At 71.0% G+C, this 12,629-nt stretch carries 13 protein-coding genes and 1 tRNA gene; 7 read left to right on the forward strand and 7 right to left on the reverse strand.

The window, feature by feature from the left end; all coding sequences use genetic code 11:
• Positions 1-11: 11 nt before the first annotated feature.
• Positions 12-830 (reverse strand): thioredoxin domain-containing protein, encoded by an 819-nt coding sequence (locus tag J3486_RS40205; protein WP_207829001.1) that lies wholly within the window; start codon positions 828-830, stop codon positions 12-14.
• Positions 831-914: 84 nt separating this feature from the next.
• On the opposite strand from J3486_RS40205, the gene J3486_RS40210 reads away from it, so the two are divergent.
• Together J3486_RS40210 and J3486_RS40215 are read left to right on the forward strand one after the other, a co-directional pair.
• Positions 915-2,339: an FAD-binding oxidoreductase gene (locus J3486_RS40210; RefSeq protein WP_207829002.1), complete on the forward strand. Its 1,425-nt coding sequence runs from the start codon at positions 915-917 to the stop codon at positions 2,337-2,339.
• Between the two features lie 90 nt (positions 2,340-2,429).
• Positions 2,430-2,858 carry a nuclear transport factor 2 family protein gene (locus tag J3486_RS40215; RefSeq protein ID WP_207829003.1) on the forward strand — a complete coding sequence of 143 codons (429 nt, stop codon included), beginning with the start codon at positions 2,430-2,432 and terminating at the stop codon, positions 2,856-2,858.
• On the opposite strand, the gene J3486_RS40220 is transcribed toward J3486_RS40215, so the two are convergent.
• Together J3486_RS40220 and J3486_RS40225 are read right to left on the reverse strand one after the other, a co-directional pair.
• Entirely contained in the window at positions 2,859-3,143 is a 285-nt protein-coding gene (locus J3486_RS40220; RefSeq protein ID WP_207829004.1) for a hypothetical protein, read from the reverse strand.
• Between the two features lie 174 nt (positions 3,144-3,317).
• Positions 3,318-3,394: transfer RNA gene (locus tag J3486_RS40225), tRNA-Thr, on the reverse strand.
• 185 nt (positions 3,395-3,579) lie between these two features.
• On the opposite strand from J3486_RS40225, the gene J3486_RS44550 reads away from it, so the two are divergent.
• From J3486_RS44550 to J3486_RS40245, 5 genes are all read left to right on the forward strand, one after another.
• The gene (locus J3486_RS44550; protein ID WP_229379379.1) at positions 3,580-3,975 is read left to right on the forward strand and encodes a helix-turn-helix domain-containing protein; all 396 of its coding nucleotides are present in this window, start codon (positions 3,580-3,582) and stop codon (positions 3,973-3,975) included.
• Entirely contained in the window at positions 3,953-4,819 is an 867-nt protein-coding gene (locus tag J3486_RS40230) for an RNA-guided endonuclease TnpB family protein (protein ID WP_307805147.1), read from the forward strand. Before J3486_RS44550 ends, J3486_RS40230 begins: the two co-directional genes overlap by 23 nt.
• Before the next feature lie 323 nt (positions 4,820-5,142).
• Entirely contained in the window at positions 5,143-6,279 is a 1,137-nt protein-coding gene (locus J3486_RS40235) for an ABC transporter ATP-binding protein (protein WP_207829005.1), read from the forward strand.
• Between the two features lie 198 nt (positions 6,280-6,477).
• Positions 6,478-6,936, forward strand: a complete 459-nt coding sequence (locus tag J3486_RS40240) for a hypothetical protein (protein WP_207829007.1) — start codon at positions 6,478-6,480, stop codon at positions 6,934-6,936.
• A gap of 46 nt (positions 6,937-6,982) precedes the next feature.
• Entirely contained in the window at positions 6,983-7,738 is a 756-nt protein-coding gene (locus J3486_RS40245; RefSeq protein WP_207829009.1) for a nucleotidyltransferase family protein, read from the forward strand.
• Between the two features lie 83 nt (positions 7,739-7,821).
• Here the strand turns inward: J3486_RS40245 and J3486_RS40250 are convergent, their stop codons facing one another.
• The 4 genes from J3486_RS40250 to J3486_RS40265 all read right to left on the reverse strand — a co-directional run bounded on the left by J3486_RS40250 (position 7,822) and on the right by J3486_RS40265 (position 12,628).
• Positions 7,822-9,477: a DoxX family protein gene (locus tag J3486_RS40250; RefSeq protein WP_229379380.1), complete on the reverse strand. Its 1,656-nt coding sequence runs from the start codon at positions 9,475-9,477 to the stop codon at positions 7,822-7,824.
• A gap of 108 nt (positions 9,478-9,585) precedes the next feature.
• Positions 9,586-10,536 carry a 23S rRNA (guanosine(2251)-2'-O)-methyltransferase RlmB gene (gene rlmB / locus J3486_RS40255; RefSeq protein WP_207829010.1) on the reverse strand — a complete coding sequence of 317 codons (951 nt, stop codon included), beginning with the start codon at positions 10,534-10,536 and terminating at the stop codon, positions 9,586-9,588.
• 107 nt (positions 10,537-10,643) lie between these two features.
• Positions 10,644-12,041: a cysteine--tRNA ligase gene (cysS, locus tag J3486_RS40260; protein WP_207829012.1), complete on the reverse strand. Its 1,398-nt coding sequence runs from the start codon at positions 12,039-12,041 to the stop codon at positions 10,644-10,646.
• Between the two features lie 182 nt (positions 12,042-12,223).
• Entirely contained in the window at positions 12,224-12,628 is a 405-nt protein-coding gene (locus J3486_RS40265) for a PPOX class F420-dependent oxidoreductase (RefSeq protein WP_207829013.1), read from the reverse strand.
• Position 12,629: the final 1 nt, after the last annotated feature.

Genomic DNA, 12,629 nt, shown 5'->3' on the forward strand with positions numbered 1-12,629 from the left:
CCGCGGCCGGTTCACGAAATGCCGGCGTCCTTCAGTACGGCCTTGAACTGCGCCTCGTCGTACAGCGCGCCCTCACCGCCGCCCGCCTCCTTGCCGTCGATGTACACGGTCGGCGTGCTCTGCACGCCGTCGTCCTTGAACGCGGTCATCGCGGCGTCGACGAAGCTCTGGTACGAGGTGTCGCGCACCGCCTTGTCGAAGGTGTCGCCGCGCAGCCCGTCCACCGTGCCCGCGATCTTCAGCAGGAAGTCGGGGGTGTAGGCGTCGGTGGACTCGTCGGCGGGCTGGTTGGCGTAGACGGCCGCGTGGTAGTGCGGGAACCGGCCCGCCTCGACGGACGCCCGCAGCGCATTCACGGCGGTCACCGAGCCCGAGCCGCCGAGGTTGCCGTCGAGGAACGAGGCCAGCGTGTACTCGACCTTGACGGTGCCGTCGGCGACGAGCGGGGTCAGCGCCCTGGCGCCGCCCTGCTCGAACTTCTTGCAGTACGGGCAGCGCGGGTCCTCGTACACCTTCACCGTGTGCGCGGCGTCCGCGTCGCCCAGGACGATCCGCGCGCCCTCCACCCGCGCCGTCAGCTCGCCGAGCGCGGCCGCGTCGGCGGACGGCACGGCCGCCACGGTCGCGGCGGCCGCGGACGCGCTGGAGGACCCGGAGCCGCCGTCGTCGCCCGACGAGCAGGCGGTGGCGACGGCCGCCAGCAGTGCGGCGGCGGCGAGGGCGGCGGCGCCGCGACCACCACGGGGGCGGCGGCGGACGAAGACGGAGCCGGAGCCGAAGCCGGGGCCGGAGCCGGAGCCGGAGCGGACCCGGAAGCCAAAGTCAGACATAAACCCCAAAATAACTTCAACCCACCGCAACCCCACATCCGCCCCCTGCCGCAACCCCCGCCCCGGCCGCTAACGTCCACCGTCATGAGCAGCACGAACAGCGGCAGTGAGGCCGTGACCAACGGCGGCATATCGTTCTGGTACGCCCCCAGCCAGGGCGTCGGCATCCCCGATGTCCGCGAGCCCCTCCCCGGTGACGCGAACGCCGACGTCGTGATCGTCGGCGGCGGCTACACGGGCCTGTGGACGGCCTACTACCTCAAGAAGGCCGCGCCCTTCCTGCGGATCACCGTCCTGGAGCAGAAGTTCTGCGGCTACGGCGCCTCGGGCCGCAACGGCGGCTGGCTCTACAACGGCATCGCGGGCCGCGACCGCTACGCCAAGCTGCACGGCCACGACGCCGCGGTCCGCCTCCAGCAGGCCATGAACGCGACGGTCGCCGAGGTCGTGGACGTGGCCCGCGCCGAGTCGATCGACGCGGACCTCCATCAGGGCGGCGTCCTCGAAGTCGCTTACACACCCGCCCAGTTGGCCCGCCTCAAGGCGTTCCACGAGGCGGAGCTGGCGTACGGCGAGAAGGACCGCACCCTGCACGGCGCCCGCGAGACGGCCGAGCGCGTCCGGGTGGCCGGCGCGGTCGGCTCCACCTGGACCCCGCACGGCGCCCGCCTGCACCCGGTGAAGCTGGTCAAGGGCCTGGCCCGCGCCGTAGAGGCCCTCGGCGTGACGATCCACGAATCGACGCCGGTCACCGAGATCAAGCCCAAGCACGCGATCACCCCGTACGGCACGGTCCGCGCCCCCTACGTGCTGCGCTGCACCGAGGGCTTCACCGCGTCGCTCAAGGGCCAGCGCCGTACCTGGCTCCCGATGAACTCCTCGATGATCGCCACCGAACCCCTGACCGCGGCCCAGTGGGAGTCGATCGGCTGGGAGGGCCGCGAGACCCTCGGCGACATGGCCCACGCCTACATGTACGCCCAGCGCACCGCGGACGACCGCATCGCGCTCGGCGGCCGCGGTTACCCGTACCGCTACGCCTCGAAGACGGACAACGACGGCCGCACCAAGCCCCAGACGATCGAGGCCCTCACCGCGATCCTGACCCGCTTCTTCCCGCAGCTCACCGGCGTCGGCATCGACCACGCCTGGTCCGGCGTCCTCGGCGTTCCGCGCGACTGGTGCGCCACGGTCACCCTGGACCGCTCGACGGGCCTCGGCTGGGCGGGCGGCTACGTGGGCTCCGGCGTCGCCACCGCGAACCTCGCCGCCCGCACCCTGCGCGACCTGGTCCAGCAGGACTCGGGCCAGGCCGGCCCCACCGACCTGACCACGCTCCCCTGGGTCGGCCACAAGGTCCGCAAATGGGAGCCGGAGCCCTTCCGCTGGCTCGGCGTCCACGGCATGTACGCCACGTACTACGCCGCCGACCGCCGCGAACTGACCACGCACACCGCGGACTCCTCCCGCCTGGCGAAGGCGGCGGACCGGGTGGCGGGCCGCCACTGACGTCAACCGCGCCCCGGGTGCGGCCCCTCGATCGAAGGGCCGCACCCGGAACACCGGGACGCCCCGCGCCCCGCCCGCTTCACTCACCTCATGACCACCAGCACGGCAGCCCAGGCCGCCGCCCCCAAGACCGTCGTCACCCGCTTCCTGGAAGCGATCGGCGCGGGAGACCTCGAAACGCTCACGAACTCCCTCTCGCCGGAGGCGAGTTGGGTCTACCCCAGCAAGGACCTGCCGATCTCGGGCACCTGGCAGGGCCGCGACACCATCCTCGGCGACCTCCTCGCCACCGCGGGCGACCTCTTCGCACCCGGCACCGGCCTCACCATCACCGTCACCTCCGTCGTGGCGGAGGGCGAGACGGTCGTCGCCGAGTGGACCGCCACCGGCACCTCCGCCGGTGGCCGGCCCTACGAGAACCGCGGCGCCGGCGTCTGCACGGTCCGCGACGGCCTGATCACCGAGATCCGCGAGTACTCGGACACCCACCACATGGGGCGCACGCTGTTCGGGCTGTGACTACCGCGTGGTGCACTTCGGGTACTTGGCGCCCTCGGCGCAGTCCGCGTAGTCGCCACTGCTGACGTCGACCTCTTTCCGGTCGCCGCTCTCCGTGCGGACCTGCAGCTCGTACTCGGTGTGGCAGCTGCGGGAGCGCTTCTTGCCGTGGCTCTTCTTCGTCGAGCATTCGCGGTCCGTGTTCTTGCTGACGACGGTGCCGCTGACCGGCTTGGAGTCGCTGCAGGCGGTGAGCGGCGCGGCGAGCACCACGACGACGGCCAGACCTGCGAGTACGCGCTTCATGTGATCTCCCCCGAGGACGTGACGAACAGCACGGAAAGAACACTGATTGTTCGCCGAGCCGGTGTCCAGGTGTCCGGGTGTCCGGGTCGGCCTGGAGGCGGTCGGCGTGGGTCTGGTCGAGGATCCCAAGGACATCAAAAAAGCCCAGGGCACACGGGGTGACCTGGGCTTTTATGGAGCCGCCTGTCGGAATCGAACCGACGACCTCAAGCTTACAAGGCAAGCGCTCTAGCCAACTGAGCTAAGGCGGCACCGCGCACCACAACGCCGTACGCGAAGGCTCGCCCACTCTACACAGCACCCCTTCCCGCAGGCCAAGAAGTTCCCGCACACCCAGTCGCCGGAAGTCCGTACGTAACCTCTCGCGCACCCGTCCGTTAACCGCACGAACACGCGGCTCCGATTATCGGACTGCGGGGCGGAGGGGGCAGGGCTCATGAGGGACGTCCCGGCGGAGAAGCCGACATCGGTGACCGGCACGGAGGCCAAGCGCCTCAAGCGTGAGGCACTGGGTATCGCCGACAGCAGCAGACCGACCAGTCGCCGGGCCGCCCAACGGAGTCCCAAGGAGGCGGGCGCCCGGGATCGGGTCTACCGCTACCGCTTCTACCCGACGGAGGCGCAGGCCGAGCAGCTGGCGAAGACGTTCGGCGCGTGCCGCTGGGTCTACAACGAGGGCCTTGCGCTGCGAGCGAGGGCATGGCGTGAGCACCGCGTATCGGTGGGGTTTGCGGGCGCGAGATACGGCGACGTACGCGCGGACGGGTTTCAGCTGGCGGGAGGACGGAGAGCGGCCGGGTACGGGGGCCGTGAAGCTGGCGCTGCAGAGTGAGCCGTTGGAGGTGCGGTGGTCGCGGCCGCTGCCCGCGGGGGTGGTGCCGGTGCGGTTGACGGTGTCGCGGGACCGGGCGGGACGGTTCTTCGTGGCGTTTCTGGTGGAGGAGGTGATCGCGCTGTTGCCGGAGGTGTTCGTGGCGGGGACGCGGGAGCCTCGGGCCGTGGGGGTGGATCTCGGGCTGGCGTCGTTGGTGACGCTGGATGACGGCACGAAGATGGATCATCCGCGGTTGCTGCGCCGATACGCGGATCAACTGGCGCGACTCCAGCGGGAGTTGCACCGCAAGAAGCTCAGGTCGAAGAACCGGGAGAAAGTGCGGCGGAAGATCGGCCGGCTGTATGCGCTGATCAGCGATGTGCGCAGGGACATGCTCGACCAGTTGACGACCCGCCTCGTGCGCGAGAACCAAGTGCTCGTGGTGGAGGATCTGTCGATCGTGACCCTGTTGACCCCGGCGACGGGGAAGGGGCGGCGGCGCAAGGCGCGACTCAACTCCTCTATCCGGGACGCCTCTTGGGGCGCGTTGCTGCGGCAGCTGAAGTACAAATGCGAGTGGTACGGGCGGACGCTGGTGATCGTGGACCGGTTCTTCCCGTCGACGCGGCGCTGTTCGGGCTGTCATGCGAAGGGGCCGAAGCTGGATGTGTCGGTGCGGGAGTGGGCATGCGCCGAGTGCGGTGCCGTGCATGACCGTGATGTGAACGCCGCAGTGAACCTCCGCGACGAGGGCATGCGGCTGTACTGGCTGGTGGCGTCGGCGCTGCCGCCGGGGCGGGCGGCGCCTTCGGTGCTGCGGGCTTCGGAGCTGTTGCCGGACGAGGTCGCGGCAGCCTCGTAGGAGCAAAAGCGCGTAGGAGCGCTACGGACCGGTGGGCCATCGGCCGGAATGTCTGTGGAGCCCGTGTGAGACCGTGCGGCGCGGCGGGGAAGCCCGTTGTCCGTCGGCGACGGGCCGTGAAGCAGGAAGCCGCGAGGCACAGGTCAAAAGAGCGTCGCTCTGCCCGTCGAAAATTTCGACGAATCTCACAGCCGTCCACCTACTGACAGAACGCCCACCCCCCAGGTACGGTCCGATCAGTTCACTCGCGTGGACTACACCACATCCGCCTTCCACTACGGATCGTCCGGCACGTTCCTGCCGGTGAAGGGGGCTTCACAGCCATGGCTTCTGTCACGTTCGACAAGGCGACCCGCGTCTACCCGGGTTCCACCAAGCCCGCCGTCGACGGCCTGGACATCGAGATCGAGGACGGCGAGTTCCTCGTCCTCGTCGGTCCCTCCGGTTGCGGCAAGTCGACCTCCCTGCGCATGCTCGCGGGTCTCGAGGACGTCAACGGCGGTGCGATCCGCATCGGTGACCGCGACGTCACGCACCTGCCGCCGAAGGACCGGGACATCGCCATGGTGTTCCAGAACTACGCGCTCTACCCGCACATGTCCGTCGCCGACAACATGGGCTTCGCGCTCAAGATCGCCGGCGTGAACAAGGCGGAGATCCGGCAGAAGGTCGAAGAGGCCGCCAAGATCCTCGACCTCACCGAGTACCTGGACCGCAAGCCGAAGGCCCTCTCCGGTGGTCAGCGCCAGCGTGTCGCCATGGGCCGCGCCATCGTGCGTGAGCCGCAGGTCTTCCTCATGGACGAGCCGCTGTCGAACCTCGACGCCAAGCTCCGTGTGTCGACCCGTACGCAGATCGCGTCGCTGCAGCGCCGCCTCGGCATCACCACCGTGTACGTCACGCACGACCAGGTCGAGGCCATGACCATGGGTGACCGCGTCGCGGTCCTCAAGGACGGTCTGCTCCAGCAGGTCGACTCGCCGCGCAACATGTACGACAAGCCCGCGAACCTGTTCGTCGCCGGCTTCATCGGCTCCCCGGCCATGAACCTGGTCGAGGTCCCGATCACCGACGGCGGCGTGAAGTTCGGCAACTCGGTCGTCCCGGTCAACCGCGACGCCCTGAAGGCCGCCTCCGACAAGGGCGACCGCACGGTCACCGTCGGCGTCCGCCCGGAGCACTTCGACATCGTCGAGCACGGCGGCGAGGCCGCGAAGACCCTCACCAAGGACGCCTCGGACGCCCCGGCGGGCCTCGCGGTCTCCGTGAACGTCGTCGAGGAGCTCGGCGCCGACGGCTTCGTCTACGGCACCGCCCAGGTCGGCGGCGAGGCCAAGGACCTGGTCGTCCGGGTCAACGGCCGCCAGATCCCGGAGAAGGGCGCCCAGCTGCACGTCGTGCCGCGTCCGGGCGAGACCCACGTCTTCTCGACCTCCACGGGCGAGCGCCTCACCGACTGACGCCCAGCACGCTCCGGAAAGGCCCCGCGCTTCGGTGCGGGGCCTTTCCCGTACCTGCTCACGTTGTCGACAAATACCCCGACAACTCGGACATTTGACATCACCGCGTCAACGTACCGCCATCAAAACCAAGCGGCTCGTCGCTCGGTCGAGTGACTAAATGTCGCCAAATCATCACCGAGCGCTACGCTCACTCGCGTGACGCACTCCGCTACCTACACCCAGAAGCCGCGCCGCGCCCGGGGCCGGGGCCCCGCCCGCCGCGCCGCCCGCACGCTCGCGTTCGTCCTGCCGGTGATGCTGGTGCTCTCCGGGACGCTCGCGGTCACCCGAGTCAACTGGTCGGGAGGCTCGTCGGACTCCGTCCTCACAGCTTCCTCACAGGACGTTTCAGCGCGCGCCAAATCGCGCGCCCCCCAGGACGTCCTGCGCGACCGTCTCCTGGTCGAGCTCCAGGAGAAGAACCCGGGCGTCGCGCTGACGCACCTCCAGGAGGAGGTCGACCGCCGCCCGTCCCTGGCGAAGTACTGCATGTCCATCGCCAAGTCCCTGGGCCGCGCCGCGGTGCAGGCCTACGGCCCGGCGCGCGCTCAGTCCTACGCCCGCCCGGTCTGCGACACCTCCTTCGCCTCCGGGGTCGCCGGCTTCCGCGGCTGACCCCCTTTCCCGGCCCCGCGGGCCGTGCGCACGTAGGGTTCCGGTCATGACGACCGTTGAACCCGCCGCGCACGGCCCGCACGCGTACCCGCACCGGCCCACCCAGGCCGTCGTCCTGGCGGGCGGCCAGGGCTCGCGCCTGCGCCCGTACACCGACGACCGCCCCAAGCCGATGGTGGAGATCCCGGGCACGGGCACGCCGATCATCGGCCACCAGCTGGCCTGGCTCGCCGAGGAGGGCGTGACCGACGCGGTCGTCTCGTGCGGGCACCTCGCCGAGGTCCTCCAGGAGTGGCTGGACCAGGCGGCCCTGCCGCTGCGGGTCACGACGGTCATCGAGAAGGAGCCGCTGGGCCGCGGCGGCGGCCTGAAGTACGCGGCCGCTCATCTGCCCCACCCCGACCAGCCCTGGTACGCCACGAACGGCGACATCTGGACGCGGTTCTCGCTCCGCGAGATGGCCGACTTCCACCATGAGCGCGAGGCGACCGCGACGCTGGCGCTGGCCCGCCCGCGCATCCCGTGGGGCGCGGTGGAGACGAACGCGTTCGGCCACATCACCGACTTCATCGAGGCCCCGCCGTCGCCGTATCTGATCAACGCGGGCGTGTACGTCTTCTCCCCCGAGTTCGCCTCGCTGCTGCCGGACACCGGCGACCACGAGCGCACGACGTTCCCGCGCCTGGCCCGCGCCAAGCGCCTCGCCGGCTTCCCGCTGCCGCAGGGTGCCTACTGGCGGGCCATCGACACGGCGAAGGACCTCACGGAGGCCGCCAAGGAGCTTGCCGCACAACGCCGTTGAGCCGGTTCCGCTCCGGTACACGGCTGGGGCCCCGCACGATGTGTCGTGCGGGGCCCCAGCCGTGTACCGCGGGAATCGGCCGGTCAGCCGAGGATGCCGCCCACCAGTCCGGGCTTGCCGCCTGCGCCGCCCGAGTCGCCGCCGGAGGACGAACCGCCGCCACCGGAGGACGAGCCGCCCGACGACGTACCGCCGCCGGAGGAGCCGCCCGTGCTGGACGCTCCGCCGGTGCTCGACGTGGTCGGCGCCTGCGGGGTGGTCTGCTGCGGCGGGGCCTGGCCCGCGGTGGCGCCCTGCGTCGGGGTGCTGGTGGCGCCGCTGGCACTGCCGCTCTCGCGGGCCGCGGGCGCGCCGGACGGGCTCGAAGTGGTGCCCTGCGTCGGCGAGTTGGAGGCCGACGGGCTCGACGAGCGGCGCTCCTGGCGGTGCGTGCTGCCGGGCTCGGAGGGGAGCGGGGAGCCCGGCTGCTGGTTGTGCGGGGCGTCGCCGGGGCCGGGCGCGGTGACCCGGTCGGCGTCGCGCACGGCGCCGCCGAGCAGCGAGCCGATGAGGAGGGTGAGGCCGATGACGATCGTCGCGACGACGGTGCCGCGGCGCAGCACGTAGCGGCGCAGCTCCCAGAGCGTGGCGCGCGGGCCGAGCCGCCGCCAGGCGCGCGAGGCGAGGTGCCCGTCGACGGAGTAGACGGGGGCGCCGGCGATGACCAGCGGCGACCAGGCGGCCAGATAGATGATGTCCGGCGCGTCGTAGGCGGGGACGGTCTTCCAGCTGACGGTGACGAGGATCGCGGCGGAGAGCAGCCCCCCGATGGCGGCCGCGAGCCGCTGCCACAGGCCGAGGACCGTGAGCACACCGACGATGACCTGGAAGAAGGCGATGGCGAGGCCGGCGCCGACCGGGTGCTGGAGCGCCCAGTCCCGCATCGGCTCGGCGAGCGCCCAGGGGTGCAGCGAGTTGAGCCACTTGACCATGGAGCCGCGCTCGCCGCCGTCGAAGTAGACGGGGTCGCAGAGCTTGCCCATGCCGGCGTAGATGGAGATGAAGCCGAGGAAGACGCGCAGCGGGAGCAGCACGACGCCGAGGTTCATCCGGCGCCCGGGGTAGTAGGCGTGCCGGACCGGTCCGTAGCGGCGGGCGGCGGTGCTGCGCTCCGCGTCGGCGTCCTCGTCGTCGAGCTCGCCGTCCGGGTACGGGATCCGGTCGAGCTCTCCGGTCTCCTCGAAGGCACTGCCCGCCTGCCGCAGCTGCTGGGGCAGGATCCGGGCGCCCGGCTCGGCGCCGACCTGGCGCGGGGAGATGACGACGGGCGTCTCCTGCGTCGGCTCGCCCTCGTACAGATCGAGGTCGTCGGCGAGATCGCGGTCGAGGTCGACGCACGGGATGACCTGCGTGGCACCGCCGTCGTCGGGCTCGCCGGGGCGTCGCGCGCCCTGCAGCAGGCCGCCGGCGGCGAAGCCGCCGCCGCTCATGACGACGGGGCGCCGCCGGGCCGCGGGCGTGCCGGCGGCGGTGATCACGGGAATGCGTGCGGTGGCCGCGTCGACGGCGCTCAAGTGCCGGGCGATGCGCGGGAGTTGCGTCTTCTGCGCCGTGGGAAGCTGCACGCGGAAACTTGCGTGGTTGACGATGACCTGCGCCGGGTCGCACGGAACCTTCACCATGCTCAGCGCGGGAGCGTCGTCGAATCCCGACGAGCGGTCCCCCGAGGGTGTGCGGGGCGTTCTGGTGTCCACACTCATCTAACCGAGTGATGTGTGTTTAGGACACTGCCTTGACCCGATGGAAATGTCCGGGTCGCGTCAAGGTCGTCCCCCCGCGCCCCGTGCGGGGCGCGGGGACCCGCACGGTCAGCCGCGGCGCCGCGCGGCCTCGTACAGCACGACGCCCGCGGCGACACCGGCGTTCAGCGACTCGGCGCCACCGGGCATCGGGATGCGCACGCGGAAGTCGCAGGTCTCGCCGACGAGGCGGGACAGGCCCTTGCCCTCGCTGCCGACGACGATGACCACGGGGCCTTCGAGGGCCTCCAGGTCGGCCACGGAACGCTCCCCGTCGGCGGCGAGCCCGACGACGACGATCCCGGCCTTCTTGTACTGCTCCAGGGTCCGCGTCAGGTTCGTGGCGCGGGCGACGGGCGTCCGGGCCGCGGTACCGGCGGACGTCTTCCAGGCACCGGCGGTCATGCCGGCGGCGCGCCGCTCGGGCACGACGACCCCGTGGCCGCCGAAGGCCGACACGGAGCGCACGACGGCACCCAGGTTGCGCGGGTCGGTGACCCCGTCGAGGGCGACGATCAGCGGGTCCTGGCCCTCGTCGAAGGCGGCGGCGACGAGGTCCTCCGGGTGCGCGTACTCGTACGGCGGGACCTGGAGGACGAGGCCCTGGTGGTTGAGCCCGTTGGTCATGCGGTCGAGCTCGGGGCGGGGGGCCTCCATGAGGTGGATGCCGCCGCGCTCACCGGCGAGCTGAAGGGCCTCGCGGACCCGCTCGTCGTTGTCGATGAACTGCTGCACGTACAGGGTCGTGGCGGGCACGCCCTCGCGCAGCGCCTCGACGACCGGGTTGCGGCCGACGACCATCTCGGAGGTGGACTTGCCGCGCGGGCCGCCGGTGCGGCTCGTGGGGCGGCCCTGGGCGCGCTTGGCCTTGGCGTTGGCGGCACGCTGCTTGACGTGGCCCTTGCGCATCTCGGCGGGCGGGGTCGGACCCTTGCCCTCCAGGCCGCGGCGCCGGTTGCCACCGCTGCCGACCTGCGCGCCCTTCTTGCCGGACATGCGGCGGTTGCTGTTGGCGGCCATGACCTACCTGTCTCTTGCGTCTACGTCTACGGGTATGTGCGTACGTCTATGAAGTACGTCTATGAAGTGTGCCGCCCGGGGAGCCGGACGGCACATTCGGTCACTTCTCAGCCGAGCGTCCAGCGCGGCCCGGAGGGGCCGTCCTCGATACTCAGACCTGACTGCTTGAGCCGGTCGCGGATGGCGTCGGCGGTGGCCCAGTCCTTGCGGCCGCGGGCGGCCTCGCGCTGGTCGAGGACGAGGCGTACGAGGCTGTCGACGACCCCGTTGAGGTCTTCGGCCCCGCTGTCCGAGGCGCCGGCCCACTGCTCGTCGAGCGGGTCGAGGCCGAGGACGCCGAGCATGGCGCGCACCTCGGCGAGGCGGGCGACGGCGGCTTCCTTGTCGTCGGCGGCCAGGGCGGAATTCCCCTGCCGGACGGCGGTGTGCACGATGGCCAGCGCCTGGGGGACGCCCAGGTCGTCGTCCATCGCCTCGGCGAACGCGAGCGGCACCTCGCCGGCCGGGGTGACCGGGCCGCCGGCCAGCTCGGTGGCCCGCTGCACGAACCCCTCGATCCGCGCGAACGCGGCCTCGGCCTCGCGCAGCGCGTCCTCGCTGTACTCGATGGTGGAGCGGTAGTGCGGGGTGCCCAGGTAGTAGCGGAGCACGATCGGCCGCCAGTGCTTGACCATCTCACCGACGAGCACGCTGTTGCCGAGCGACTTGGACATCTTCTCGCCGGACATGGTGACCCACGAGTTGTGCACCCAGTACCTGGCGAACTCGTCGCCGAAGGCCTTGGCCTGGGCGATCTCGTTCTCGTGGTGCGGGAAGATCAGGTCGATGCCGCCGCCGTGGATGTCGAAGGCGGAGCCCAGGTACTTGTGGGCCATGGCCGAGCACTCCAGGTGCCAGCCGGGACGGCCACGGCCCCAGGGCGTCTCCCAGTCGGGCTCGCCCGGCTTGGTCGCCTTCCACATGGCGAAGTCGCGGGGGTCGCGCTTGCCGGTGATGCCTTCCTCGGCGGGCTGGCGCAGATCGTCCAGGTCCTGGTTCGACAGCTCCAGGTACCCCGGGAAGGAGCGCACGTCGAAGTAGACGCTGCCGTCGGCCTCGTACGCGTGCCCGCGCTCGATGAGGCCGCGCATCATCTCGACCATCTCGGTGACGTGTCCGGTGGCCCGCGGCTCGTAGGTCGGGGGCAGGCAGCCCAGCGCCGTGTAGGCGTCGTTGAACGCCCGCTCGTTCTCGTACCCGATCGACCACCACGGCCGGTTCTGCTCGGCGGCCTTCTTGATGATCTTGTCGTCGATGTCCGTCACGTTCCGCACGAACGTCACGTCGAAGCCGCGGTACGTGAACCAGCGGCGCATCATGTCGAAGTTGAGGCCGGAGCGGATGTGCCCGATGTGCGGGGCGGCCTGCACGGTCGCGCCACACAGGTAGATCGAGACACAGCCCGGTGTGAGGGGCTCGAAGTCACGGATCTGCCGGGCGCTGGTGTCGTACAGGCGAATAGTCACGCCTCCAGGGTAGTAGGCGCAGAAGGGTGCCGTGCCCCGTAAGGGGCGCGAGGAACGGCGCGCCCAGCCCCCACCGGCGCGGGGCCGACGACGAAACCGGGGGGTCCGGGGGCGAAGCCCCCCGGTTTCGGGACGGGAAGGGGAGGAGGGGGCGGCCCGAAGGCCGCGAACCCCCACAGACCTCAGACTCGCCCGACGACCTTCCGGGCCCGGACCCGCACCACGACCCGCTCCGCGTCGTCCGCGGACGAGGGATTGAATTCGGCGTACTTCTTCCCCGTGTACTTCAAGGACAGCTCGTCGATGAGTTCCTGACCGCCCTCGGTGGTGATGTCGGCGGTCCCGCGGATCTCGGCGTACGCGTAGGGGTTGTCGGCGGGCTGCACCAGCACCGTCACCCGCGGATCGCGCCGCAGGTTCTTCTCCTTCTGCCGCCCGACGGTCGTGGAGAACAGCACGTCGTCACCGTCCCGCTTGACCCACACCGGCGAGACCTGCGGACTGCCGTCGGGCTGGAGGGTGGCGACACCGATGAAGACCTTGCTGTCGAGCAGTTCCTTGAGCCCGTCGGAAAGCTGTGCGGACATG

The organism is Streptomyces sp. VRA16 Mangrove soil (assembly GCF_017377775.1).
In the GTDB taxonomy this organism is placed as follows: Bacteria; Actinomycetota; Actinomycetes; order Streptomycetales; family Streptomycetaceae; genus Streptomyces.

Coding starts and splice junctions, on each gene's coding strand:
- J3486_RS40250 (WP_229379380.1), bottom strand. CDS start 9,477: ATGAGTGTGGACACCAGAACGCCCCGCACACCCTCGGGGGACCGCTCG.
- J3486_RS40265 (WP_207829013.1), bottom strand. CDS start 12,628: ATGTCCGCACAGCTTTCCGACGGGCTCAAGGAACTGCTCGACAGCAAG.
- rlmB (WP_207829010.1), bottom strand. CDS start 10,536: ATGGCCGCCAACAGCAACCGCCGCATGTCCGGCAAGAAGGGCGCGCAG.
- J3486_RS40215 (WP_207829003.1), top strand. CDS start 2,430: ATGACCACCAGCACGGCAGCCCAGGCCGCCGCCCCCAAGACCGTCGTC.
- J3486_RS40210 (WP_207829002.1), top strand. CDS start 915: ATGAGCAGCACGAACAGCGGCAGTGAGGCCGTGACCAACGGCGGCATA.
- J3486_RS44550 (WP_229379379.1), top strand. CDS start 3,580: ATGAGGGACGTCCCGGCGGAGAAGCCGACATCGGTGACCGGCACGGAG.
- J3486_RS40245 (WP_207829009.1), top strand. CDS start 6,983: ATGACGACCGTTGAACCCGCCGCGCACGGCCCGCACGCGTACCCGCAC.
- J3486_RS40205 (WP_207829001.1), bottom strand. CDS start 830: ATGTCTGACTTTGGCTTCCGGGTCCGCTCCGGCTCCGGCTCCGGCCCC.
- J3486_RS40235 (WP_207829005.1), top strand. CDS start 5,143: ATGGCTTCTGTCACGTTCGACAAGGCGACCCGCGTCTACCCGGGTTCC.
- J3486_RS40220 (WP_207829004.1), bottom strand. CDS start 3,143: ATGAAGCGCGTACTCGCAGGTCTGGCCGTCGTCGTGGTGCTCGCCGCG.